The organism is Enterococcus sp. DIV2449a, from assembly GCF_051711225.1.
Taxonomy (GTDB): Bacteria; Bacillota; Bacilli; order Lactobacillales; family Enterococcaceae; genus Enterococcus_D; species Enterococcus_D casseliflavus.
Window position 1 is genome coordinate 1,534,746 of sequence record NZ_JBIOME010000001.1, and the last position, 23,815, is coordinate 1,558,560.

The window sequence follows — 23,815 nt, forward strand, 5'->3', positions numbered from 1 at the left end:
AAGCCTACTTGGGCTTGCTGTTTTTTATTTGTCTGCTGCTTTTTCTTGGCGGTACAGGTGATTAAGGATGATCCCTAATGGATCGAGATCTTCCGGGGCTAAAGGCAGCGCAGCGCTTGATGGCGGAAGTGGCTGGAATGTTTCTTCGGGAGAAAGAATGTTTGTTTGGATCAACTTACCAAAGCTGACTTGATAGTATTTGAGTTGAGTCGTCTGTGATACTGGCTCCTCTAAGTCAAGGGGAATCGAAAAAATCACTTCCGGTTCTTGAATGAACTGATTGACCCTCACGATTTCTTGGTAAAAGCTTTCTGCTAAATGGATCTCTCGCTGCAGTACACTAGCTTGTTCAAACAATAAGTGATCAATCAGGTATGCCAAGCGTTTTTTAAGGAGTGAAAAACAGTCGGTCTTCTTTCCTGCAAAAAAACAGCCGATCTCTCGCCACTTCTCTTCCAAGGAATACGCCTCCATTTGAGGGAGTTGCTTACGTAAGGTTAATAGCGTCAGTTCGTTGACAGTCGGCAATTGAAACGTTTCTGACAATAATTGAAACAACACAGGCAATTTTTTTGTTTGTCGAAAGGGGCCATAACTGCCAATTTGTGGTGTTTGAGTGATCGTGAAGCTATGATTCGTCAAATCAACAAAGCAATAGTTCGCTGAATGGTTCATTTGGCGGTTGTAGATAGGATGAAAAGCTTGGATCAAACGACATTCAAGTAATAGTGCATCCAATTCGGTATCTGTTTCGATAGTTTCAAAATCAACGACATTAAAAACAAGTCGAAGCACCTTATTGGCATGCTGCTGGTTTTTTCGGAAGTAGGAAACGACACGCTGCTTCAATGATTTGGCTTTTCCCACATACAAGACTTCGTTGTGTTGATCTTTCATTAGATAAACGCCAGGCTTTTCAGGCAGTGCATTTGCTTTGTTTTTTAGAAACTCTTTGTTCGGATTCATCGATCTTTCCTCTCCTTCCTTCAAAGAGTAGCAGATGAGAGCGGAGAGAGCAACGTTTGCTGGCCGTTGACAAGAAAAAAATAGGAATAGAGTGGAGGCAACGCAATGATAAACTTTGACATTCAAAGGAAATTTTTCTATAACGGAAACGGATTATTTTGTCAACTCGCAGCTTTTAAAATCTTAGAAAATCAATTCTTAAATAAAAATGCGCTTAAAAATCAAAAAAGTTCGAAAAAATTCTTGCATTTCTCAATAACTTCCGATATAGTTTGACTATCAAATGATTTGATTATCAAAGTATTCGGATGGTGAAGGTTATGGAACCCAATTTAGAAACAGTTAATGACTACTTAGTCAGCGTCTTTAATGACATCTTAGTGATTGAAGAATCTGAATTGAAAAAATCTCAATTCAAAGACCTTTCAATTACCGAAATGCATACCATCGAAGCCATCGGGATGTACAAAAAAAAGACCACGACTGAAGTTGCCAAAGAGCTTTCGATCACTGTTGGGACTTTGACCATCGCGATCAATCGTTTGGTGAAAAAAGAATATGTAGAACGGATTCGCAGTGAAGATGATCGGCGAGTCGTTAAACTAGGTTTGACGAAAAAAGGAAAACTCCTTTATCGTGTTCATCAGCATTTTCATCGTGAGATGGTGAAGGGTGTCTTGAGTCAGATGTCTCCTGAAGAGGAACAGGCACTGTTGAAAGCACTGAAAAATCTGCATGACTTTTTACAAGATTATAAGTGAGAATAATGGATGAATATGTTTGGAAAAATTACCGCGACTGCAAGTTATGTTCCAGAAAAAATCGTAACAAATGATGATCTATCAAATTTGATGGATACTTCAGATGAATGGATCCATTCTCGCACGGGAATCAAACGAAGAAGAGTCGCTGTTGGCGAAAACACTTCAGACCTTTGTATTCGCGTCGCTCAAACGCTCTTGCAAGATGCTCAGCTTTCAGCAGAAAGTCTAGATTTTATCTTGGTAGCGACGATCACACCGGATTTCAATACACCGGCGGTTGCTTGCCAAGTCCAAGGAGCGATTGGAGCAGTCAATGCCTTTGCTTTTGATATCAGTGCAGCATGTGCTGGTTTCGTGTATGCATTGTCTATGGCTGAAAAACTGATTCGAACGGGCGCTAAAAAAGGATTGGTCATCGGTGGAGAAGTACTTTCAAAAGTCTTGGATTGGAACGACCGTTCGACGGCTGTTTTATTCGGAGATGGTGCCGGCGGTCTATTGCTGGAAGCATCTTCAGAGCAGCATTTGCTCAAAGAGTCTTTAAAAGCAGATGGGACGCGAGGCATGTCCTTAACATCTGGTTTTCGAACGAATGAGAATCCTTTTTCACAAAACGCTCCGGCGTATAGTGCTTGTATGCAAATGATTGGACGAGAAATCTTTGATTTTGCGACGCGTGATGTGGTCGCCTCGATCAATGATCTGACACAAGATGAAGCAATCGATTATTTTTTGCTTCACCAAGCAAATTCACGTATTTTAGACAAAGTTGCTCGCAAGCTGAAGCAGCCCCGTGAGAAATTTTTGCAAAATATGCAAGATTATGGTAATACTTCGGCAGCCTCGATTCCGTTATTGCTAGATGAAGAAATCAAACGAGGTACACTGTCACTTGGCAGTGGTCAAAAAGTGGTGTTCTCAGGTTTTGGCGGCGGATTGACATGGGGAACTATGTTAGCCACCTTATAACTTGTTCACGAAACAAAATTACTATTGAAAAACACATTGGAGGAATATACACATGGTATTCGAAAAAATTCAAGAAATCGTAGCAGAAGAATTAGGAAAAGAAAAAGAAGAAATCAAATTGAACACAAACATCCAAGAAGATTTAGAAGCAGACAGCTTGGATCTTTTCCAAATCATTAACGAGATCGAAGATGAATTCGATGTGAAGATCGAAACAGAAGATGGTATCACAACCGTTGAAGATCTAGTTAAATATGTAGAAAAACAACAAGCATAAAACAAAGGCTAGGCAGACAGCCTAGCCTTTCCTTTTTAAGAACGTGTTTTTGCTGATTCATAGACGAACTGCAAGAAGCCATGTTCTCCAACGACAACGATCAAAGTAATGAAGGAGTGCAAGATGAAGACAGCCTTTTTATTTAGCGGTCAAGGCGCACAGTACCCCCAAATGGGAGAAGAGCTCTATCACCAAGAAGCAATCGTTCGTGAGACGTTTGAACAAGCCAGCACCATTCTAGGATATGATATGGCCGAGCTATGCTTTACTGAAAACGAACGTTTAAACCAGACGGAATATACGCAGCCTGCCATCTTAACGGTAAGTACGGCTTTTTGGCGACTTTTGGATGCGCAAGGAATCAAAGCAGATGCTGTTGCTGGCTTGAGTTTAGGCGAATATACAGCCCTAGTCGCTAGTGGTGCACTTGATTTCCAGACAGCAGTCGCATTGGTGCAAAAGCGCGGTCGGTATATGGCAAGTGCGGCGCCAGCAGGTGTTGGGAAAATGGTCGCTGTGATGAACACACCCGCTGAAACGATTGAAGAAATCTGTAAAGAAGCAAGTCAAGTGGGGATCGTGACACCAGCGAATTACAATACGCCGCAGCAGATCGTCATTGGCGGTGAAGCGCCGGCAGTGGATAAAGCGGTGGAATTGTTACAAGCTGCTGGAACCAAACGGGTGATTCCTTTAAATGTCAGCGGTCCTTTCCATACTGCTTTGTTGGAACCCGCATCACAGCAATTAGCAAAGGAATTAGCTCAAATCACCTTTGATGAGTTACAAGTACCTGTCATCAGCAATACGACCGCGCAGCCAATGCAGCAAGACCAAATCAAGGAACTGTTGACGCTGCAAGTGAAATCGCCAGTGCGTTTTTACGAAAGCATTGCGACACTGAAGCAGCTTGGCATCCAACAAGTCATCGAGATCGGACCAGGAAAAGTATTGAGCGGTTTTATGAAGAAAATAGACAAAGAAATACAGACTGCGCGTGTAGAAGATAGCCAAACGTTGGCAGATACACTAGCCCGATTCAACTAGGAGGAATTTATGGATCTGCAAAATAGAAACGTCTTTGTAACTGGTAGCTCGCGAGGGATCGGTTTTACCATCGCGGAAGCCTTTGCCAAAGAAGGAGCGAATATCGTTTTAAATGGACGAAAAGAAATTCCCCAGTCACTGATCGATCGCATCACCAGCTACGGCGTGAAATGTGTAGCGATCAATGGGGACATTTCTGATTTTGATCAAGCGGCAGCCATGCTTTTGGAAGCAGAAGCGGCAGTCGGACCGATCCACATTTTAGTCAATAATGCCGGAATCACGAATGACAAATTATTGTTGAGAATGAAACCCGAAGATTTTGATTCAGTGATCAAAATCAATTTGACTGGTACCTTCAATATGACGCAGCACGCGTTGAAAAAAATGATGAAGCTGCGAGAAGGTCGCATCATCAATTTGACGAGTGTGGTCGGCTTGACGGGAAATATCGGGCAAGCCAACTATGCGGCAAGTAAAGCTGGCGTGATCGGTTTTACGAAATCTGCCGCTCGTGAAGGTGCCGCTCGGGGGATCACCTGCAATGCGATCGCCCCAGGTTTTATCGAAACAGAGATGACTGAAGTGCTGTCGGATAAAGTCAAAGAACAATCATTGGCAAATATTCCGTTACAGCGTTTTGGTTCCACACAGGATGTTGCGCAAACAGCAGTCTTTTTAGCAAAAAGCCCCTACATCACTGGTCAGGTGATCAGTGTAGACGGCGGGATGGCAATGCAAGGGTAGGAGGAAGAATAGATGAATCGAGTAGTAGTTACAGGATACGGCGTCACTTCTCCAATCGGAAATGACCCAGAAACATTTTTAGCAAGTTTACAAAACGGGACCAACGGCATCGGCCCGATTACAAAATTTGACGCAGAAGCAACAGGGATCTCAGTTGCCGCTGAAGTCAAAGAATTTCCGTTAGAAAAGTACTTCGTTAAAAAAGATACGAAGCGGATGGATCTTTTTTCCATTTATGGAATTTATGCGGCGTTAGAAGCGATGGAAATGGCGAAGTTAGAGACAGAAACCATTGATGTGGATCGTTTTGGCGTGATGGTTGGTTCAGGGATCGGCGGCTTGCCAACGATTCAAGACCAAGTGATTCGGATGCATGACAAAGGAGCAAATCGGGTATCACCAATGTTCGTACCGATGTCGATTGTAAATATGGTTGCCGGCAACATTGCGTTACGGGTAGGTGCGAAAGGCATTTGTACGACGACTGTTTCCGCCTGTGCTTCTGGTACCCATTCAATCGGTGAAGCTTTTCGGAACATCAAGCATGGCTATGCAGATGTCATGATCGCTGGTGGTTCAGAAGCGACGATCTGTGAAATCGGTATCGCTGGTTTTGCGTCTCTGACGGCGTTATCCACTGAATCAGACCCTGACAAAGCTTCCGTTCCGTTTGATAAAAATCGTAGTGGGTTTGTCATGGGTGAAGGCGCTGGCGTTTTCATTTTAGAATCATTGGCGCATGCGCAAAAACGTGGGGCAACGATTTTAGGTGAAGTAGTAGGGTACGGTGCGAACTGTGATGCCTACCATATGACTGCGCCAAATCCAGATGGATCAGGTGCTGGAAAAGCAATGAAATTGGCGATGCAAGAAGCATCGATCACTCCAGCTGAAGTTGGCTACATCAATGCCCACGGTACAAGCACGCCTGCCAATGACAGTGCAGAAGCGACATCGATCCAATACGGATTGGGCGAAGACTATAAAAAACCATATGTCAGCAGTACAAAGTCAATGACTGGTCATTTGCTTGGGGCGGCTGGTGGAATCGAAGCCATTGCTTCACTATTAGCATTACAACATCAATTTATTCCACCAACCATCAACGTGACAGAACAAGATCCTGAGATCGACTTGAACGTTGTTATCAATCAAAGCCAACCAGCAGAATTGACCTATGCCATGAGTAATTCACTTGGGTTTGGCGGTCATAATGCAGTGATCTTGTTGAAACGTTGGGAGGAAGCGTAATTGGAAACACATGAGGTAAAAGAGCTGCTCAGCCAATTCGATCAATCGACGTTAACTGAGCTTCAATTAAAAAAAGAGACATTTGAACTTTATTTTAATAAAAATACGACAAGTGGGCTACAAAATGCATCCTCTGCACCTGCTCCTGCTCCTGCAGCGAATGCTGTGCCAACTCCTGTTGCACCAACGCCTGCTGTCTCAGCAACACCTGACACAGTAGAAACGGCAAAAACTGTCTTAGAGGGCAAAGATGTTGTCTCTCCATTAGTGGGTGTCGTTTATTTGAAACCAAGTCCTGATAAAGACAACTTCAAACAAATCGGCGATCACGTGAAAAAAGGTGATATTCTCTGTATCGTTGAAGCGATGAAAGTCATGAATGAAATCGTCAGTGACGTCGATGGCGAATTAGTTGAAGTCTTGGTTGAAAGCGAACAAATCGTTGAATACAATCAACCATTATTCCGTGTGAAAGAAGGGTAAAGCAATGAGCGCATTAACGATTCAAGAAATCAAAGAAATCATCCCTCATCGTTATCCGATGCTTTTAGTGGATCGCGTAGAGGAGTTAGAAGAAGGCAAACGGGTCGTTGCGAAGAAAAACGTTACTATCAATGAGCCGTTTTTCCAAGGTCATTTTCCCCATGAACCAGTGATGCCCGGAGTATTGATCGTGGAAGCAATGGCGCAAGCAGGTGCTGTGGCATTACTATCATTGGAAGATTTTCGTGGGAAAACTGCCTACTTTGGCGGTTTAGACAAAGCAAAATTCAGAAAAAAAGTAACACCAGGCGATACCTTGATCTTAGAAGTAGAAATAATCAAAGTGAAATCTGCAGCTGGCATCGGCAAAGGAATTGCCTATGTTGATGGGAAAAAAGTGGCGGAAGCAGAATTGACTTTCATGATTGGATAGGTGAGACATGTTTTCTAAAGTATTGATCGCAAACCGTGGCGAAATCGCCGTACGTATCATTCGCGCTTGTCGCGAATTAGGTATTCAAACGGTCGCCGTTTATTCAGAAGCAGATAAAGAAGCGTTGCACACAGAGCTTGCCGATGAAGCGATTTGTATCGGACCTGCCAAAGCAGCCGACTCTTATTTGAATGTACAGCAGATCCTAAGCGCTGCGATCGTCACAAAGGCTGAGGCGATCCATCCTGGATTTGGCTTCCTTTCAGAGAATAGCCGCTTTGCTGCGATGTGCGAGGAATGCAATATCGTCTTTATTGGGCCAAAGAGTGAGACTATCGATGCAATGGGAAACAAAATCAATGCAAGACGCTTGATGATCGAAGCAGAAGTACCGGTCATTCCCGGAAGCAAAGGCGCGATTTCTGATGTGGAAGAAGCTTTAACGATCGCTGAAGAGATTGGTTACCCAGTCATGCTCAAAGCTGCGGCCGGTGGTGGCGGTAAAGGGATACGGAAAGTCGCCGATAAAGAAGCGTTGCCGCATCATTTTGCTTCCGCACAGCAAGAAGCAAAAGCAGCATTTGGCAACGATGAAATGTACATTGAAAAAATCATTTATCCTGCTCGACACATAGAAGTGCAAGTGTTAGGTGATTCTTTTGGTAATATTATCCACCTTGGTGAACGCGATTGCTCGCTACAACGCAACAACCAAAAAGTGTTGGAAGAATCCCCTTCTGTGGTGATTTCTGAAAGCAAGCGAGCAGAACTAGGAGAAGCAGCGGTGCGTGCCGCACAAGCGGTAGGGTATCGTAATGCTGGCACGATCGAGTTTTTAATGGCGGACACTGGGGCGTTTTATTTCATGGAAATGAACACTCGAATCCAAGTGGAACACCCGATCACCGAAATGGTGACAAACATTGATTTAGTCAAAAAACAACTTGAAGTCGCTAGTGGCGAACCGCTAGGTTTGACGCAAGCAGACATCAAGATGACGGGCGCGGCGATCGAATGTCGGATCAATGCAGAAAATCCAGCCTTCAATTTTGCACCGTCACCAGGCAAGATCAACAATTTGTTTTTACCAAGCGGCGGTCTAGGCGTTCGTGTAGACAGTGCCATGTATTCTGGCTACACGATCCCACCTTATTATGATTCTATGATCGCTAAAGTGATCGTTCACGGCGAGAACCGTTTCGAAGCGTTGATGAAGATGCAGCGGGCGTTAGCCGAATTAGTGACCGATGGTGTCATTACGAATGCAGAATTCCAAATGGACTTGATCAGTCATCCGAAAGTGATTGCGGGAGACTATACAACCGCCTTTTTACAAGAGGAATTTTTGCCAAATTGGACACCTGAACAATAGGAGGGAAGATGAGTGGCTTTATTTAAGAAGAAAAACTACATTCGCATCAATCCTAATCGAGGTCAGCTGCCAACGAACGAACCAGTCGTACCAGATAATCTTTGGGCGAAATGTCCTAGTTGCAAACGAACGCTTTATACGAAGGAGATGGGGGCAGAGAAAGTCTGTCCTCACTGCGGGTATAATTTCCGAATCAGTGCCTGGGAACGGATCGCTATCACGATTGATGAGAAAAGTTTTGAAGAATGGGACACAGATGTAACCACAAAAGATCCTCTTGATTTTCCTGGATATTTGGATAAAGTCGCACAAATGCAAGAAAAAACTGGGTTGCATGAGGCTGTCCTCACAGGAGAAGCAAAAGTTCAAGGATTGCCATTAGCGATCGGAATCATGGATGCGAATTTCATCATGGGCAGTATGGGAACGGTCGTGGGGGAGAAGATCACCCGTTTGTTTGAACGTGCGATCGAAAAACAGCTACCAGTTGTTCTTTTTACCGCTTCAGGTGGTGCGCGGATGCAAGAAGGAATTTTGTCACTGATGCAAATGGCAAAAATCTCTGCGGCGGTAAAACGCCACAGTAAAGCTGGCTTGTTTTATCTAACGGTTTTAACGGACCCGACAACCGGTGGCGTCACCGCTAGTTTTGCGATGGAGGGGGATATCATCCTGGCAGAACCGCAAGCCTTGATCGGTTTTGCTGGACGACGTGTAATTGAACAAACCATTCGTCAGGAACTACCTGAAGACTTTCAAAAGGCAGAGTTCCTGTTAGATCATGGCTTTGTCGATCAAATCGTTCCACGGACGAACTTGCGGGAGAAAATCCACCATTTGATTTCTTTGCATACGCGGAAAGGATGGGATCGCAATGACTAGAGCAGCCCACGAAATCGTTGAACTCGCTCGCAGCAAAGACCGTTTGACGGCACTGGATTACTTTGACGGCATTTTTTCTGAGTTTGAAGAGTTTCATGGAGACCGTCTGTTTGGCGAAGATGAAGCCGTTGTTGGCGGGATTGCTTGTTTAGATGGCAAGCCAGTGACCGTGATCGGTATTCAAAAAGGCCGTAATCTGCCTGAAAATTTACGCAGAAACTTTGGCTCGCCACATCCTGAAGGCTATAGAAAAGCGTTACGCTTAATGAAGCAAGCAGAAAAATTTCAGCGACCTGTGGTCACATTGATCAATACAGCAGGGGCGTTTTGCGGTATTGGCGCGGAAGAGCGCGGAGAAGGCGAAGCGATTGCCCGTAACTTGATGGAAATGTCCGATTTAACGGTGCCGATCTTGGCAATCATCATTGGTGAAGGCGGCAGCGGCGGTGCCTTAGCACTGGCATTAGGCGATGAGGTTTGGATGATGGAACATTCGATCTATGCCATTTTATCTCCCGAAGGCTTTGCTTCGATCTTATGGAAAGATGGCAGCCGTGCCAAAGAAGCTGCTGGCTTGATGAAGATCACAGCTCAAGAACTATATGAACTCGGTGTTATTGAAAAAGTGATTGCTGAAACCCATGAAGAGGCCTTTTTACCGAAAGAGCAATTGATGGAACAGATGAAAGCGGCAATTTCAAAGAAACTTGCTGAACTTTCTACCTTGCAAACAGAAGAATTGCTCGAGGCAAGGTATCAACGTTTTCGCCGATTTTAAAAACTAGGATATCCACTCTGATTAGAGGATGGGTATCCTAGTATTTTTTTATTAAAAGTGTTATTGAATAAATCGTGCAAATGGCGAAGTTTTTAGTTTAAAATTTAATTATTCTGTGCTATTATGTATATATTCTGAATATAAGAAGATTATATTGCATAAATATTTGTTTTGAAGAGGAGCGTTTTTAATGAAAAAATTATTTGGAGCACTTGTTGTATTGACGGGGATTTTGGTTTTAGGAGCTTGTGGGAATGGCGGCTCATCGAGTACTGGAAGTTCTAGTGCCAGTGGTTCGGCGGATAATCAATTGGAAGCCATCAAAGCAGCTGGTGTGTTAAATGTGGCAACTTCTGCTGACTTTGCCCCGTTTGAATTTCATGCCTTGATCGATGGCAAAGATACGATCGTGGGCGCAGATATCGATATGGTCAATGAGATCGCTGATCGTCTTGGTGTCGAAGTGAATATTTTGGACCTTGATTTCAATGCTGTTTTGACTGCTTTGCAACAAGGGAAAGCCGATATCGCTGTTTCAGGCATCTCAGCAACTGAAGAACGTAAGCAGACTTTTGATTTCACCGATAACTATTTTACACCAGAACAAAAATTAGTTGTTAATAAAAGCAATGAATCGGCATTTGATTCAATCGAAAGCTTGTCTGGCAAAAAAGTAGGCGCTCAAAAAGGCTCGATCCAAGAAATGATCGTTCAAGATCAGTTAGCTGATTCGCAATTGGTTTCCATCGCCAAAGTCCCGAATCTAGTCAATGAATTGAAACAAGGCTCGATCGACGGTTTGGTCCTTGAAAGTGCGGTTGCTGAATCGTATGTTGCACAAAATGATGACCTCGTGATCACTGATGTAGCATTAGAAGCATCTGAAGGCGATTCTTATGCAATTGCTTTACCTAAAGGGAGTACCGAACTACAAGAAGAGCTAAACAGTATTTTGAAAGAATTGATTGAAGATGGTACAATCGATGAGTATGTACAAAAGAACACAGATCTAGCCAACGAAAATGCGGCGCAATAGATAGAACGGAGTAGACACAATTATGGATTTATCCTTTTTAGCGATATATTACCCTTATTTTCTTTCTGGTGTGGTGATCACCATCGTGATCTCTATCATCACCGTGATCTTTGGAACGATTCTAGGGGTGATTTTTGCCCTAATGAAATTATCAAAAGTGACGCCTTTGCGCTGGTTTGCTAATGCGTATATTGAAGTTATCCGCGGCACACCGATGCTGGTACAGATATTGATCGCTTTTGGTCTTTTGCAAGGAATGTTTGCCTTGCCGACGGTCTCGATCGGCGTGTTGAGTCTTGATTTTGGGCGGCTATTTCCTGGGATCATTGCGCTCTCGCTTAATTCTGGGGCATATGTTGCTGAGATCGTCCGAGGGGGAATCAATGCCGTTGATTACGGTCAAACAGAAGCGGCTGGTTCTTTAGGGCTGCGGCCTTTTCAAACGATGCGGTATGTCGTATTGCCACAAGCACTACGCAACATTTTGCCGCCACTAGGCAATGAATTTATCGTTTTGATCAAGGATTCCTCTTTGCTTTCAACGATCGGCATCTACGAGCTGATGAACAGTGCGCAGATCGTTGTCACCAGTTCTTTCCAACCATTAACGCCTTTCTATGTGGCGGCGGTCATTTACTTCATCTTGACGTTTACGACTTCGCGATTATTGAGTTTATGGGAAAAGAAACTAGGCAAAGGCTATCGTCGTTAAAAGGAGAAGACAAGCTATGATGTTAGATATTCAAGATTTACACAAAACCTTTGGCAGCAATCAAGTGCTAAAAGGGATCACAACGACGATCGCTCAAGGAGAAGTCGTTGTGGTGATTGGGCCATCTGGGTCAGGAAAAAGCACGTTTTTACGCTGTTTGAACCTATTAGAAGTACCGACAAGCGGAAAAATCTTTTTTGAAGGAACCGATATTACCGATCCAAAGAATGATTTGTATAAGATGCGTGAAAAAATGGGTATGGTATTTCAAAATTTTAATCTTTTTCCGAATATGACAGTTTTAGAAAACATTACTTTGTCCCCGACGAAAGTCAAGAAGGTAGCAAAATCGGCGGCTGATCAGTTGGCAAAACAACTACTAAATGATGTCGGCTTACCAGACAAAGCAAAATCCTATCCTCAAAGTCTTTCTGGTGGACAAATGCAACGAATCGCTATCGCACGTGCCTTGGCGATGGAACCAGACGTGATGCTCTTTGATGAACCGACTTCAGCGTTAGACCCAGAAATGGTTGGCGAAGTATTGTCGGTCATGCAGCGTTTGGCTCAGCAAGGAATGACGATGGTCATCGTCACTCATGAAATGGGCTTTGCGAAAGAAGTCGCGGATCGGATTTTATTTATGGATCAGGGAATCATTATGGAGGAAGGAACGCCAGAACAGATCTTTGATCATCCGAAAAATCCACGAACCATTGATTTTTTGAGTAAAGTATTGTAAACTGCGAGAAGTTCGCAGTTGTTAGTGATAAATTTGGACCTTTCCTAAGCATCCTTTCAGTAAAAGGATGCTTTTTTGACGGAAAAAAGACTACTTTAAAGAAGTGATAGGACAAACGGTTGTCTTGGCAGGTTCCTTTTTCAGTTCTTTTACAAGAAACCTGCAGAAACTGGCGCACTTGCTAGTATTCAAAAAGATTCTATTGTATAATTACAGGTTGAAGAGGTCTGATCTTGATAGAAACCATCTGCGTGATTGTAGGCAGATCGGACTGTTTCTTTTTAAGGATCGACAATTTGGATCGATGACTAGTCGCCGATTTTTAATACGTGAAGAAATCATGCAGCAAAGGAGATTTTATGTTTTTAAATTATAAACCGACTTGGATGGTCGATGCGATTTATAAAATCACCCCTAGCCAACTAAAGGCACAGGGGATCAAAGGGATTTTGACCGATCTAGATAATACCTTGATTGCTTGGAACAATCCTGACGGAACCGAAGAACTAAAAAACTGGCTACTGGAAATGAAAAATGCTGGGATACCGGTAGTTGTCGTTTCCAACAACAATAGTGAACGAGTGGCACGGGCAGTTGCGCCCTTTGGTTTAAAGTACGTACACCGCGCATTAAAACCCTTTTCAAGAGGGATCAAACAAGGCTATCAACAATTAGGCTTGAAAAAAGAAGAGGTCGTGATGATCGGCGATCAAATCATGACGGATGTACGAGGTGCCAATCGTGCCGGTGTTCGCAGTATTTTAGTGAAACCAGTGATCCCAACGGATTCTTGGAAAACCCAATTTAATCGAGCCGCAGAAAGAAAAATCATGAACTATTTATTGAAGCACAACCCAGAGTTAAAATGGCGTGGAGGAATTTAATATGACAGAAGGAATCGAAGAAATTCACTGTATCGGCTGCGGGGCAGTGATTCAGACAACGAACCCCAATGAATTGGGCTACACCCCGCAATCCGTATTAGAAAAAGGACTTGAATCAGGAGAAGTCTATTGTCAACGCTGCTTCCGTTTGCGCCATTACAATGAGATCCAAGATGTTTCCCTTACCGACGATGATTTTCTGCGTCTACTGAATGAAATCGGGGAAAAAGAAGCCTTGATCGTTAATGTCGTTGATATTTTTGATTTTAATGGTTCATTGATCCCAGGACTGCACCGCTTTGTCGGCAATAATCCTGTTTTATTAGTGGGCAACAAGGTGGATATTTTGCCAAAATCTTTGAAAAAATCGAAGATGACCCAATGGATGAAGGAACGTGCTCATGAAGCTGGTTTAAGACCAGTGGATGTATTATTGACGAGTGCCAAGAAGCCAGGTGAAACGGAAGCTTTACTGCAAGCGATCGAAACGTATCGTGAAGGACGCGATGTCTATGTGGTGGGTGTGACAAATGTTGGGAAATCAACATTGATCAATCAAATCATCAAACAAACAGCAGGGATCAACGAATTGATCACGACTTCGCGTTTCCCAGGAACCACATTGGATAAAATCGAGATTCCCTTGGATGACGGACACTTCTTGATCGACACACCAGGAATCATTCATCGTCATCAAATGGCGCATTATTTAGGTAAAAAAGATCTAAAAATCGTGGCCCCAGCCAAAGAGATCAAACCAAAGGTGTATCAGTTGAATCCAGAACAAACTTTGTTCTTAGGAGGACTTGCCCGATTTGATTTCATTCAAGGAGAACGCAGTTCATTTATTGCTTATGTAGCAAATGATGTGGCGATCCATCGGACCAAATTAACGAAAGCCGATGAGTTTTATGAGAAACATGTTGGTGGGCTGCTGCAGCCGCCGCGAGCAGATGAAGTGGCGGATTTTCCTGAACTCGTCCGTTTCGAATTTTCAATCAAAGAAAAAACCGATATCGTTTTTGCTGGACTTGGCTGGATCACAATCACCAAACCGTGTGTCATCGCTGGGTGGGCGCCAAAGGGTGTCGATGTGCTTAGACGTAAAGCATTAGTATAAGGAAGAAGGAAGAATATGGACTTACGAGGAAAACAAAAAAGATTTTTACGAAGTGAAGCGCACCATTTAAACCCGATTTTTCAAATCGGCAAAGGCGGCTTGAATGACGCGATGATGGCGCAAATTGAAGAAGCGCTAGAAAAACGAGAATTGATCAAAGTCTCATTGCTCCAAAATACCGATGAGGTTGCTGACGAAGCAGCTGAAACGATCCGTGAGAAAGTCGGCTGTGAAGTGGTACAGATCATCGGACGAGTGATCGTTTTATTCAAACCGTCAAGCAAAGAAAAATACCAAACGATTTCAAGCAAAGTTCGTTCAATTTAGGAGGGAGAAGGCATGCAAGGACAAACATTTGGAAAGGTACAAACTGTTTTAGAAACACAAACACAAGAACTTGTACCGAAAAAGCAAGTGGGCATTCTTGGTGGGAATTTTAATCCAGTACACTACGCACATCTGGTCATGGGTGAGCAAGTAGGGCAAGCATTAGGGCTGGATAAAGTTTATTTCATGCCTGAGTATTTACCGCCTCATGTTGATGAGAAAAAGACGATCCCAGCTGAGCACCGCTTGGCGATGTTGGAGTTGGCGATCGCCGATAATCCGCGATTTGCTGTAGAGACCATTGAGTTGGAACGAAAAGGTAAGAGTTATACGGTTGATACGATGCGGGAATTGACAGCTAAGAATCCAGATACCAATTATTATTTTATCATTGGCGGGGATATGGTGAACTATTTACCAAAATGGCATCAAATCGATGAGCTGATGGAATTGGTGACTTTTGTGGGGGTTCGTCGTCCAGAAGTGCCGATCGATAGCCCATACCCGATTATTTGGATCGATATCCCGCTAATGGATGTCAGCTCAACAACAATTCGTAAAAAAGTGCAACAAGGTTGTTCGGTTCGCTACTTATTGCCAGATAATGTGTTACACTATATTCAAGAAAAGGGGTTGTACTTGGATGAAGAGTGAACACTACACACAAGCAGAACGGGAACTTTTGATGCAAAAGGTCCAAATGCAGATGAGTCAAAAGCGCTTTGAGCATGTGTTAGGTGTCGAAAAAACGGCCGTTGCCCTTGCGGAAAAATATGGTGCTTCACCGGTCAAAGCCAGCATCGCCGCCTTGACGCATGATTATGCGAAAGAACGCAGCGATGAAGAATTTCAATTAGTCATTCGTAGAGACGGATTCGACTTGGATCTCTTGAACTGGAACAATGCCATCTGGCATGGACTTGTCGGTGCTGATTTCGTTCAACGAGAATTAGAAATCGATGACGAAGAAATCTTACAAGCGATCCGTTTGCACACCACCGGAGCTGCTAAGATGAGCCTGTTAGATAAAATCATCTATGTGGCAGATTATATCGAACCCGGACGTACGTTTCCTGGAGTCGTTGAAGCCAGAGAGATCGCAATGATTGACTTAGATGCCGCTGTTGCTTACGAAACGAAACATACCTTGCTTCATTTGATCGAAACAGAAGCAGTTATCTACCCAAAAACGATCGAAACCTACAATTTTTGGGTAGCCAAATATAGGAGGGAATTACCATAGATAGTCAGAAAATATTAGAAATTGCTGTAAAAGCCGCCGATTCCAAACATGCCGAAGATATTATGGCATTAGATGTGCGGGAAATCTCTTTGCTAGCAGATTACTTTGTGATCTGTTCAGGAAATAGCGAACGTCAAATCAATGCGATCATTGATGAAGTCATCGATAAAGAAGAAGAAAATCAAGTATCTGTTCGCCGTGTCGAAGGAAAAGATGGTGGAAAATGGGTCTTGATCGACTTAGGTGACGTGATCGTTCACGTATTCAGTGCCTCAGAACGTGCTTTTTACAACCTAGAAAAATTATGGTCTGATGCGCCGCTTGTGGATCTTAATGAATGGGTCGTGGCGTAATGGCTTACGAAACCTTCGCATTTGTCTATGACGAAGTAATGGATTCCAGTCTCTATAAAAAGTGGCTGGATTTTTCTTGTCGTCATTTAGGAAAAAGAAAACAGCTGTTAGAATTGGCTTGTGGAACTGGTGCGTTAGCCGTTGAGTTTGCCAAGGCTGGTTTTGACGTGACTGGGTTAGATCTTTCAGAAGAGATGCTGATGATCGCTAGTCAACGGGCTGAAAAAGAAGAGGCGGCTGTGCAATTTGTTGCGGGTGACATGCTGGATCTCGTAGATGTTGGCACCTATCAAGCAATTACCTGCTATTCTGACTCCCTTTGCTACATGGAAGACGAGCAGAGTGTGCAGCAAGTGTTTGATGGTGTTTACAGTTGTTTAGAAGAAGATGGCGTCTTTTTATTTGATGTGCATTCCGTATATCAAATCGATGAAGTCTTTCCTGATTATAGCTATCATTACCAAACCGATGAATTTGCCTTTCTTTGGGAAAGCTATCAAGGCGAAAAAGACCATAGCATTGAACACTTCTTGACCTTTTTTGTTGCACAAGAGAATGGGTTGTTTGAACGCTTAGATGAGCTTCATCAAGAAAGAACCTATCCTCTTGAAAGCTATTTAAGAATGTTAGAAAATGCTGGTTTTGCTAATGTTGAATGCTACGCTGATTTTATCGATACAAAACCAAATGAAAAAAGCCGTCGCTGGTTTTTTGTCTGCCATAAGTAACCGTTATGTAAAACAGGAGGGATGTCGATGAAGGCTTGCGGACTAGTCGTAGAATATAACCCTTTTCACCATGGCCACCAATACCATGTGGACAAAGCCAGGCAAGAAACCAACGCTGATGTCATTGTAGCTGTGATGAGTGGGAATTTTTTACAGCGTGGCGAACCAGCAATCATCGATAAATGGCAACGAGCCCAAGCGGCATTGCAAAATGGCGTCGATTTGGTCGTTGAACTGCCATCCGCTTGGGCCGTCCAGTCTGCTGATTTTTTTGCAGAGGGAGCGATTAGGATCTTACAAAATCTGCAATGTGATTCTTTGTGTTTTGGAACAGATGCGAAACAACCCTTTGACTATGCAAAGTTCGCTCAGTTTGAAAAAGAAAATCAGCGGATGATCGATGACGCATTTCAACGCATAGCTAGGCAAAATGCTACCTATAGTAAAAAAATGAGTATGGTCCTCAGTGAGCTTTATCCTGAGTACCATGCAGAAAAAGACCAGCCGAATCATCTGTTGGGTATGGCGTATGCACGGGAAGTGCTGCATTATGAAAAACCAATGCGTTTGGTCCCCATCCAACGCGTTGCGGCGTCTTATCATTCAGAACAATTCGATCATCCAACAATCGCCAGTGCAACAGCCATTCGCCAAGCAATCAAACAAGGTGCAGCTGTTGTGGATTTTGTTCCTGAAGCCACACAAAACTTTCTTTCACAAGCAACAGTCGACTGGGAAGCCTTTTGGCCGTATCTTCAATACCAGATCATTTCTGCCCCAATCGAAAAATTAGCTGCTATTTACCAGATGGAAGAAGGACTAGAATATCGACTAAAACAATATGTGACGGCGGCGGATTCTTTTGCAGATTTTATCAAGTTGTTAAAGACAAAACGCTATACCCAAACGAGACTGCAGCGTCTTGCTTGTTATGTATTGTTCCAAGTGACAAAAGCTGAAATGAAGGAAGCTCAAGAACATTCCTTTATTCGAGTCTTAGGGTATACGAAGCAAGGGCAGCACTATTTAAAAGAGGTCAAAAAAGAGCTGACCCTGCCGCTGATCGCTAAATTTGGTAAGCAAGAAGCACAGCGCTATGGCTTGTCATTGCGGATCGACCAGATTTATCAGCAAGGGAATCCTCAAATCACAGAACAAAATTTTCGAAGAATTCCGCTTTTTATTGATAAATAAGTGAAAATTACTTCACAGAACGCCATTTGACAAGTATAATGAATAAGGATTTTTAAAAACAAGAAAGCGAAGTGAAATCATGGGTCGTAAATGGGCAAATATCGTAGCGAAAAAAACTGCTAAAGATGCAAACAATAGCCGAGTTTATGCAAAATTTGGAATCGAAATCTACGCAGCAGCAAAATCGGGTGATCCTGATCCTCACGCGAACCAAAAATTACGCTTTGTTATCGAACGTGCGAAAACCTACAATGTGCCAAAACACATTATTGACCGTGCGATTGAAAAAGCCAAAGGTTCTGGCGATGAACAATACTCAGAACTTCGATACGAAGGATTTGGACCAAATGGATCAATGGTGATCGTCGATACGTTGACAAATAACGTCAACCGTACCGCAGCCGATGTTCGGGCCGCTTTTGGTAAAAACGGCGGGAATATGGGTGTTTCAGGGGCCGTTGCTTATATGTTTGATAACACGGCACTCTTTGGCTTTGCCGGTGACGATGCGGATGAAATCTTAGAATACTTGATGGACAAAGAGATCGATGTTCGTGATGTCGTTGAAGAAGATGGACAAATCATCGTTCACGGTGAACCAAGTGACTTCCATGCCATTCAAGAAGCCTTGAAAGAAAAAGGAATCACTGAATTCTCAATTGCAGAAATGCAAATGATTCCTCAAAATGAAGTAACCTTGACGGGTGACGATCTAGAAAAATTCGAAAAAATGATCGATGTGTTAGAAGATCTTGAAGACGTACAAAACGTCTATCACAATGTGGCAGATGCGGAAGAATAAGTGTCACTTGGCAGCCTAGAGACAATCTGGCTGCCATTTTTTTAGTATGTTTTTTTATGTAGAGGCTTTGTCGCTTATGCAAGAGAAATAATGAAGCGGTAGCGTTGCTCATTTACTGAAAATTCTTCTGTGTTGATCATCTTTTCAGTTGGTTTCTATACATTTTATGTGTTATGATTTACTACATAAGCAAACAAATCGTTAGGGGGGCAGACATGGAAGAAAAAATCGTTTTAGAGCCATTTAATCGAATCTTAAGTGGTTTTGAAAAGCTAGCAGAAGTGTCTGTATCGATTTCTGACTGCTCGGCTCTTTGTCGGAAATATCAAAAGTATGGGGTAGAAGGGTATCGTCTAGGTGATTATCGTGGTTCTTCTTATTTGAATCGTTATTTAAATGTCGTCGTTGATCGCGCACCCTTATTAATTTATAAAGAGCGATTCTTGATTCCATTAGTCTTTCGCATGTCGGAATACTCTGAACGGCTCTTTATCGATGAGTATCGAATGGAAGGGTTCTTCTTGCTGTTGGATTGGCTTTTAGAGCACCGACCAGAAAAAGCAATTATTGATTATAAACGAACGCGTGCTTTGCCTCATAGAAAAGAATTTGTCATCGACAGTTCCTATGTACTTTTTCGATTGACAGAAATTCTGGATGGCGCTGGCTTTCCTCTTAGTCGCTTTACGACGATTGAAGAATTTAGTGAGTGGAATCGTACCCATCGCTTGATCGATAACGGCAGCATTGGACGACATACAAAATTATTCGTTCCAGAAGATCCCGAACACGTTTCTGAGCTGCAAATGATTTTAACCATCGTAGGGATGCGCTATCCAGAAACCCGTTTATTTATTGGCGAGTTAAAAGGCTAAAAAAACATCACGATCGGCTTGTTTCCTTTGGGAACTCGCCGATCGTGATGTTTTTTGTTATCCGATCGTTGATGCTTCTTGGAACTGATAAGTGGTAGGATCAGCTTTTGCTAGCAGCGGCAATTCCTCTTGGGTGAGGACGGTCAACTGATGCATCGCCCGTGTCGCCATTGTATAAAAAATCAATTGGTCTTGTTCAGTCACGAAAGTGGCACCTGGTGTCCAGACAAATACTTGGTCAAACTCTAGCCCTTTTGCTAAAAAGGCCGGGAAGATCATCACATTGCGTTTCATGAAGTCTTCTTCAGAGGTGATCAGCTGCACTTGTTCCTGCATTGTTTCTGCCAGCTGGGCATATAACTGCTGGCAATCCTTTGCGGTTTTACAAATGATCGCGGTGCGCCAACGCTGATTCTCAGCGGCGTCACGAATACTGGTTTCTAGGAAAGCCAGATTTTCAGTTGCAGTTCCTTTAACAATTGTTGGTACCGCCCCTTTACGAGCCGTCAATTCCACTTGATCACTGCCAACTAAAAATTGATTGGCGAAATCTGTGATTTCCTTAGTCGAACGATAGCTGGTTTTCAATTGATAACGTTTCACACTTTCGCGGGGGAATAATTCTGCTAATGCCCCGACGATCGTTTCATTGCCATACACTTTTTGATTCAAATCGCCGCACAGGGTGATGCCAGCCTTTGGATAAAGCTGACGCAGTAGAGCCACTTGTGCTGGTGGAAAATCCTGCATTTCATCGATAAAGATAAACCGAGCTTTTTCTTCGACGTGAACAGGATAAAGCTGTTTGATCAGTAAGAAAAACAAAACGGCGTCTTCTTGTTTGATCTGTCTTTGGCGCATGCCTTGTCGAATATCGGCAATACTTTGCTGCCAAGCCGCAGCCTCGATGCCAGTTTCTTTGACTGCAGCAGACTCAACCGATTGTAAAAAGTGTAAGTATTGCTTGGCTTGGTTGATAAACTGAAAGTTTTTCACTCCCCGCGTCAAGGAACGGAACTTCTTGCGGACGATCTGCTGTCTAAGTTTCTTCCGCAAACGGCGTTCGTTTTCTTCGCTGTATTCTTGATGAGGATCATTGGCAAATACTTGTTGCAATTGTTCTTCGGTCGCTTCTTTGACCCAGTCTTTTTTGGCTTCATCTTTTTCCAAGCCGCCGATTTTTTTTAATAATTTCGTTTGAAGCAGTTGGGTTCTTTGGTAAATCGGCAGTTCGTTATTGGTTTCTTGATACCAGCGGCGAATCTGTTCTTTTGTCAAATAGGTTTGCCCTTGGATTTTTAGATCACGGAACAAGGGACCGATCGGTGCAATCGAACGGACATAACGGTTGATTTTTTCCACCAAGAAAAGACTACTTTTGATTTTTTCAATGGCATCATCATCGCCGCTTAAAAAGGTTTCTTCTTGTTGGGTTTCTTTCGTCACTTCATAGCCAGTCAGAATCAATTGGATAAAGTGGTGGAAGGTTCTTGTGGGCACTTCACTTTCACCTAAAGAAGGCAGGACCATGGAAATATAGTCAGAAAACAAATGATTGGGTGAAAACAGCAAGACTTGTTTTTCGTCCAACCATTTGCGATTCCGATAAAGTAAAAAGGCGACCCGCTGCAACAAAGCAGAGGTTTTCCCACTTCCAGCAATCCCTTCGATCAGTAAGAATTTATTGGTGGTATCACGAATGATTTGATTCTGTGCTTTTTGGATCGTCGAAACGATGTTACGCATTTGAGAAGAAGAGGCTTCATCCAATATTTCCAACAAAAATTCGTCATTGATGATCTCCGAAGTATCGACCATCGACAAGATTTCACCATTTTGAATTTTAAATTGGCGTTTCAAAAGCAATTCTACCGTAAACCGATCAGTGTCTGTTTCGTAGAAGGTCTCACCAAGCTCTCCTTCATAATAAAGATTGGCGATCGGTGCGCGCCAGTCGATGACGATCGTTTCTTCATCTTTGTCTCGCAATGAAGCGATCCCCAAATAGAGGGTCTCGGTTTCTTGTTCTTCTTTGAAATCGATTCGAGCAAAATACGGATTGCCCGCCATCGTTGTTAAGGTTTTGACGCGTTTTTCTTGTGATTCTGCGGTTTGGTATTTTATCAGCAATTCTTGTTCATGCTGCTGGTACTCGATCACTGATTCATAAAAGGCTTCACTGTCGCCCCCGCGAATTTTCTTATCGGCGATTTCTTTTAATTGATCATCCATTTTAGCGGCTAACTCTTGTTTTTGCTGCGAAAGGATCGCTTGTTCTCTGTGGATCAGAGCAATGGTTTCATTGACATGTTGTTGTTCTTTTTGACGTTCGTTCACGAAGGATCCTCCTTAAAAAAATTGCGACATAAAATTATAGCATATTTTCCCTGCGAATGTCGTGGAAAAAAAGAAACTATGCTAATATTTATAAAAAGAGCTTAGGTGTTCAAAAACGAAACGAAAAAGAGGTGGAGACGGTGAGGGAAGAAGCAGAATTGCACCAATTGATCCTGTCTGTGGGGCAACGTGTTGGGGCACGTGCCATCGGTTTATCTGGTTCACGGACCGATCCACAGGCGCCAAAAGATTTTTTGCAAGACTTTGATGTGGTTTACGTAATGGATGATATTCAGCCCTTGGTCGATGATCCTTCATGGTTAGAAGCCTTTGGACCGATCATGATCAGGCAAACACCTGAAGCTAGCACCATCTATCCGCCAAGTTTGGGCGGGTGTTTTACGTACTTGATGCATTTTTTAGACGGAGTAAGAATCGATCTCATGCTATGTCCTCTTGCACTGGTCGATCGTCTGGCTAACGAACCAGGCTTGCAGCCGCTGCTTGATCCAGACCAAATACTAAGTTTTGCTAATCAAGCAAATCATTCGCATTACTGGATCAAGCGCCCGACCCAAGCCGCTTTTCAGGAACACTGCAACGAATTTTGGTGGGTAAGCACGTATGTCGTGAAAGGGCTGCTTCGAAAGCAGCTGATTTATGCTGCGGATCATTTATACACTATTTGTTGGCAAGAATTGTTATGGATTGAAGATTTGTTCGTTGCCCAAGCTCAGCAATTTCAGGTGAGTACAGGGAAAAATCATAAATACCTACAGGAGTTTCTAACGGAAAAGGAGTGGCGGGAATTGACCTCATTGCTTGATTTTTCCACGATCACTGCCTGCGGTCAGTCCCTCTTGAAGATGCAAAAACGATTTGATAAGCAAGCAAAGAAAATCAGCGAGAAATTAGGGTTGGCCTATGATTGGCAAGAAGCTGAGAATGTCCAAACATATACGAAGTATTGGAGTGAAAAAAATTGGCAGATGAGACCAGAGAACCAAAAATAAAAGACAGTCAGATTCAAGCGTTTTGGCAGCGGTTTTTAAAAGCAAATCCAAGAAATCAATCTTCTCTGACCTATGAAGATGCTTGGTCCTTTGGTGATACTTCAGAAATGGCGGATGAACTGGCAGCACTTGTTTTAGCTGGCAAAAAGACAGCGACGACCTCCGCCGCTGCGCTCTATGAAATCGAGCAAGAAGCATTGCCACAATCAGAAACGTATAGTGTCCTTTTAGATGGTTCGGATGTACCAAGAGCTGTTCTTTATTTAGAGTCAGTGTCGATCGTGCCATTTGATGAAGTGACAGCAGCGTTTGCCTTTTTAGAAGGGGAAGGAGATCGCACTTTGGCTTATTGGCGCCGTGTTCATGAAGCTTTTTTTCGACGAGCTTATGCCTCAGCGGGGTTGTCTTTTCACGATCAAATGCTATGCGTTTGTGAAAAGTTTTCTGTCGTGTATCAGGAGGAATAAAGACACGTTTTTC

General features: G+C 43.2%; 28 protein-coding genes. 26 read left to right on the forward strand and 2 right to left on the reverse strand.

Annotation, left to right across the window (positions count from 1 at the left end; all coding sequences use genetic code 11):
- Window positions 1-24: 24 nt before the first annotated feature.
- Window positions 25-966: a GIY-YIG nuclease family protein gene (locus tag IGI76_RS07170; protein ID WP_438781274.1), complete on the reverse strand. Its 942-nt coding sequence runs from the start codon at window positions 964-966 to the stop codon at window positions 25-27.
- A 320-nt stretch (window positions 967-1,286) separates the two neighbouring features.
- Between IGI76_RS07170 and fabT the strand changes: the two genes are divergently transcribed.
- From fabT to IGI76_RS07290, 24 genes are all read left to right on the forward strand, one after another.
- The gene (fabT, locus tag IGI76_RS07175; RefSeq protein ID WP_008378199.1) at window positions 1,287-1,727 is read left to right on the forward strand and encodes a fatty acid biosynthesis transcriptional regulator FabT; all 441 of its coding nucleotides are present in this window, start codon (window positions 1,287-1,289) and stop codon (window positions 1,725-1,727) included.
- A gap of 9 nt (window positions 1,728-1,736) precedes the next feature.
- Window positions 1,737-2,699: a beta-ketoacyl-ACP synthase III gene (locus IGI76_RS07180; protein ID WP_005225889.1), complete on the forward strand. Its 963-nt coding sequence runs from the start codon at window positions 1,737-1,739 to the stop codon at window positions 2,697-2,699.
- A gap of 52 nt (window positions 2,700-2,751) precedes the next feature.
- Window positions 2,752-2,976, forward strand: coding sequence for an acyl carrier protein (locus IGI76_RS07185; RefSeq protein ID WP_005225890.1), 225 nt, complete (start codon window positions 2,752-2,754; stop codon window positions 2,974-2,976).
- 123 nt (window positions 2,977-3,099) lie between these two features.
- Window positions 3,100-4,023 (forward strand): ACP S-malonyltransferase, encoded by a 924-nt coding sequence (gene fabD / locus IGI76_RS07190; protein WP_194192876.1) that lies wholly within the window; start codon window positions 3,100-3,102, stop codon window positions 4,021-4,023.
- 9 nt (window positions 4,024-4,032) lie between these two features.
- Window positions 4,033-4,770, forward strand: a complete 738-nt coding sequence (fabG, locus tag IGI76_RS07195) for a 3-oxoacyl-[acyl-carrier-protein] reductase (protein ID WP_008378189.1) — start codon at window positions 4,033-4,035, stop codon at window positions 4,768-4,770.
- Window positions 4,771-4,782: 12 nt separating this feature from the next.
- Window positions 4,783-6,021: a beta-ketoacyl-ACP synthase II gene (fabF, locus tag IGI76_RS07200; protein WP_438781276.1), complete on the forward strand. Its 1,239-nt coding sequence runs from the start codon at window positions 4,783-4,785 to the stop codon at window positions 6,019-6,021.
- Complete coding sequence (gene accB, locus IGI76_RS07205; protein ID WP_194192874.1) at window positions 6,022-6,504, forward strand: acetyl-CoA carboxylase biotin carboxyl carrier protein; 483 nt, start codon at window positions 6,022-6,024, stop codon at window positions 6,502-6,504. It begins immediately after the preceding gene.
- Between the two features lie 4 nt (window positions 6,505-6,508).
- Window positions 6,509-6,937, forward strand: a complete 429-nt coding sequence (fabZ, locus tag IGI76_RS07210; RefSeq protein WP_005225895.1) for a 3-hydroxyacyl-ACP dehydratase FabZ — start codon at window positions 6,509-6,511, stop codon at window positions 6,935-6,937.
- 7 nt (window positions 6,938-6,944) lie between these two features.
- A complete protein-coding gene (locus IGI76_RS07215; RefSeq protein ID WP_194192873.1) occupies window positions 6,945-8,309 on the forward strand; it encodes an acetyl-CoA carboxylase biotin carboxylase subunit in 1,365 nt (454 codons plus the stop codon).
- Between the two features lie 12 nt (window positions 8,310-8,321).
- Window positions 8,322-9,191: an acetyl-CoA carboxylase, carboxyltransferase subunit beta gene (gene accD / locus IGI76_RS07220; RefSeq protein ID WP_005225897.1), complete on the forward strand. Its 870-nt coding sequence runs from the start codon at window positions 8,322-8,324 to the stop codon at window positions 9,189-9,191.
- The gene (locus tag IGI76_RS07225; protein WP_194192872.1) at window positions 9,184-9,969 is read left to right on the forward strand and encodes an acetyl-CoA carboxylase carboxyl transferase subunit alpha; all 786 of its coding nucleotides are present in this window, start codon (window positions 9,184-9,186) and stop codon (window positions 9,967-9,969) included. The genes accD and IGI76_RS07225 overlap by 8 nt, the downstream gene beginning before the upstream one ends.
- Before the next feature lie 190 nt (window positions 9,970-10,159).
- Entirely contained in the window at window positions 10,160-11,005 is an 846-nt protein-coding gene (locus tag IGI76_RS07230; RefSeq protein WP_194192871.1) for a transporter substrate-binding domain-containing protein, read from the forward strand.
- A 22-nt stretch (window positions 11,006-11,027) separates the two neighbouring features.
- Window positions 11,028-11,717, forward strand: a complete 690-nt coding sequence (locus IGI76_RS07235; RefSeq protein ID WP_005225900.1) for an amino acid ABC transporter permease — start codon at window positions 11,028-11,030, stop codon at window positions 11,715-11,717.
- Between the two features lie 16 nt (window positions 11,718-11,733).
- A complete protein-coding gene (locus IGI76_RS07240) occupies window positions 11,734-12,459 on the forward strand; it encodes an amino acid ABC transporter ATP-binding protein (protein ID WP_322745110.1) in 726 nt (241 codons plus the stop codon).
- A gap of 359 nt (window positions 12,460-12,818) precedes the next feature.
- Entirely contained in the window at window positions 12,819-13,343 is a 525-nt protein-coding gene (locus IGI76_RS07245) for a YqeG family HAD IIIA-type phosphatase (RefSeq protein ID WP_194192869.1), read from the forward strand.
- A 1-nt stretch (window position 13,344) separates the two neighbouring features.
- A complete protein-coding gene (yqeH, locus tag IGI76_RS07250; protein ID WP_438781280.1) occupies window positions 13,345-14,463 on the forward strand; it encodes a ribosome biogenesis GTPase YqeH in 1,119 nt (372 codons plus the stop codon).
- Between the two features lie 15 nt (window positions 14,464-14,478).
- Complete coding sequence (yhbY, locus tag IGI76_RS07255) at window positions 14,479-14,790, forward strand: ribosome assembly RNA-binding protein YhbY (protein ID WP_005225905.1); 312 nt, start codon at window positions 14,479-14,481, stop codon at window positions 14,788-14,790.
- A gap of 12 nt (window positions 14,791-14,802) precedes the next feature.
- Window positions 14,803-15,444, forward strand: coding sequence for a nicotinate-nucleotide adenylyltransferase (locus IGI76_RS07260; protein WP_005225906.1), 642 nt, complete (start codon window positions 14,803-14,805; stop codon window positions 15,442-15,444).
- On the forward strand, window positions 15,434-16,033 hold the full coding sequence (gene yqeK / locus IGI76_RS07265; RefSeq protein WP_005225907.1) for a bis(5'-nucleosyl)-tetraphosphatase (symmetrical) YqeK: 600 nt from the start codon (window positions 15,434-15,436) through the stop codon (window positions 16,031-16,033). The genes IGI76_RS07260 and yqeK overlap by 11 nt, the downstream gene beginning before the upstream one ends.
- Window positions 16,034-16,044: 11 nt before the next feature.
- On the forward strand, window positions 16,045-16,386 hold the full coding sequence (gene rsfS / locus IGI76_RS07270; protein WP_034695537.1) for a ribosome silencing factor: 342 nt from the start codon (window positions 16,045-16,047) through the stop codon (window positions 16,384-16,386).
- Entirely contained in the window at window positions 16,386-17,114 is a 729-nt protein-coding gene (locus IGI76_RS07275; protein ID WP_034695540.1) for a class I SAM-dependent DNA methyltransferase, read from the forward strand. Before rsfS ends, IGI76_RS07275 begins: the two co-directional genes overlap by 1 nt.
- A gap of 27 nt (window positions 17,115-17,141) precedes the next feature.
- On the forward strand, window positions 17,142-18,308 hold the full coding sequence (locus IGI76_RS07280) for a nucleotidyltransferase (RefSeq protein WP_194186099.1): 1,167 nt from the start codon (window positions 17,142-17,144) through the stop codon (window positions 18,306-18,308).
- A gap of 79 nt (window positions 18,309-18,387) precedes the next feature.
- Window positions 18,388-19,110 carry a YebC/PmpR family DNA-binding transcriptional regulator gene (locus tag IGI76_RS07285; protein ID WP_005225911.1) on the forward strand — a complete coding sequence of 241 codons (723 nt, stop codon included), beginning with the start codon at window positions 18,388-18,390 and terminating at the stop codon, window positions 19,108-19,110.
- Between the two features lie 215 nt (window positions 19,111-19,325).
- A complete protein-coding gene (locus tag IGI76_RS07290) occupies window positions 19,326-19,985 on the forward strand; it encodes a hypothetical protein (protein ID WP_005225912.1) in 660 nt (219 codons plus the stop codon).
- A gap of 57 nt (window positions 19,986-20,042) precedes the next feature.
- Here IGI76_RS07290 and helD read toward each other — a convergent pair whose 3' ends face one another.
- Window positions 20,043-22,322 (reverse strand): RNA polymerase recycling motor HelD, encoded by a 2,280-nt coding sequence (helD, locus tag IGI76_RS07295; RefSeq protein WP_218212988.1) that lies wholly within the window; start codon window positions 22,320-22,322, stop codon window positions 20,043-20,045.
- A 140-nt stretch (window positions 22,323-22,462) separates the two neighbouring features.
- On the opposite strand from helD, the gene IGI76_RS07300 reads away from it, so the two are divergent.
- Window positions 22,463-23,335 carry an aminoglycoside 6-adenylyltransferase gene (locus IGI76_RS07300; protein ID WP_194186097.1) on the forward strand — a complete coding sequence of 291 codons (873 nt, stop codon included), beginning with the start codon at window positions 22,463-22,465 and terminating at the stop codon, window positions 23,333-23,335.
- A complete protein-coding gene (locus IGI76_RS07305; protein ID WP_005235615.1) occupies window positions 23,305-23,802 on the forward strand; it encodes an ASCH domain-containing protein in 498 nt (165 codons plus the stop codon). The genes IGI76_RS07300 and IGI76_RS07305 overlap by 31 nt, the downstream gene beginning before the upstream one ends.
- The last annotated feature ends 13 nt before the right edge of the window (window positions 23,803-23,815 follow it).

Bases quoted from the DNA above. Each gene is read 5' to 3' on its own strand.
- IGI76_RS07215 (WP_194192873.1), top strand. From the start codon at position 6,945: ATGTTTTCTAAAGTATTGATCGCAAACCGTGGCGAAATCGCCGTACGT.
- IGI76_RS07225 (WP_194192872.1), top strand. From the start codon at position 9,184: ATGACTAGAGCAGCCCACGAAATCGTTGAACTCGCTCGCAGCAAAGAC.
- IGI76_RS07285 (WP_005225911.1), top strand. From the start codon at position 18,388: ATGGGTCGTAAATGGGCAAATATCGTAGCGAAAAAAACTGCTAAAGAT.
- yqeK (WP_005225907.1), top strand. From the start codon at position 15,434: ATGAAGAGTGAACACTACACACAAGCAGAACGGGAACTTTTGATGCAA.
- IGI76_RS07235 (WP_005225900.1), top strand. From the start codon at position 11,028: ATGGATTTATCCTTTTTAGCGATATATTACCCTTATTTTCTTTCTGGT.
- fabG (WP_008378189.1), top strand. From the start codon at position 4,033: ATGGATCTGCAAAATAGAAACGTCTTTGTAACTGGTAGCTCGCGAGGG.
- IGI76_RS07240 (WP_322745110.1), top strand. From the start codon at position 11,734: ATGATGTTAGATATTCAAGATTTACACAAAACCTTTGGCAGCAATCAA.
- IGI76_RS07170 (WP_438781274.1), bottom strand. From the start codon at position 966: ATGAATCCGAACAAAGAGTTTCTAAAAAACAAAGCAAATGCACTGCCT.
- fabF (WP_438781276.1), top strand. From the start codon at position 4,783: ATGAATCGAGTAGTAGTTACAGGATACGGCGTCACTTCTCCAATCGGA.
- fabT (WP_008378199.1), top strand. From the start codon at position 1,287: ATGGAACCCAATTTAGAAACAGTTAATGACTACTTAGTCAGCGTCTTT.
- IGI76_RS07180 (WP_005225889.1), top strand. From the start codon at position 1,737: ATGAATATGTTTGGAAAAATTACCGCGACTGCAAGTTATGTTCCAGAA.
- IGI76_RS07280 (WP_194186099.1), top strand. From the start codon at position 17,142: ATGAAGGCTTGCGGACTAGTCGTAGAATATAACCCTTTTCACCATGGC.
- IGI76_RS07230 (WP_194192871.1), top strand. From the start codon at position 10,160: ATGAAAAAATTATTTGGAGCACTTGTTGTATTGACGGGGATTTTGGTT.
- yqeH (WP_438781280.1), top strand. From the start codon at position 13,345: ATGACAGAAGGAATCGAAGAAATTCACTGTATCGGCTGCGGGGCAGTG.
- fabZ (WP_005225895.1), top strand. From the start codon at position 6,509: ATGAGCGCATTAACGATTCAAGAAATCAAAGAAATCATCCCTCATCGT.
- IGI76_RS07185 (WP_005225890.1), top strand. From the start codon at position 2,752: ATGGTATTCGAAAAAATTCAAGAAATCGTAGCAGAAGAATTAGGAAAA.
- yhbY (WP_005225905.1), top strand. From the start codon at position 14,479: ATGGACTTACGAGGAAAACAAAAAAGATTTTTACGAAGTGAAGCGCAC.
- IGI76_RS07245 (WP_194192869.1), top strand. From the start codon at position 12,819: ATGTTTTTAAATTATAAACCGACTTGGATGGTCGATGCGATTTATAAA.
- IGI76_RS07275 (WP_034695540.1), top strand. From the start codon at position 16,386: ATGGCTTACGAAACCTTCGCATTTGTCTATGACGAAGTAATGGATTCC.
- IGI76_RS07290 (WP_005225912.1), top strand. From the start codon at position 19,326: ATGGAAGAAAAAATCGTTTTAGAGCCATTTAATCGAATCTTAAGTGGT.
- IGI76_RS07260 (WP_005225906.1), top strand. From the start codon at position 14,803: ATGCAAGGACAAACATTTGGAAAGGTACAAACTGTTTTAGAAACACAA.
- fabD (WP_194192876.1), top strand. From the start codon at position 3,100: ATGAAGACAGCCTTTTTATTTAGCGGTCAAGGCGCACAGTACCCCCAA.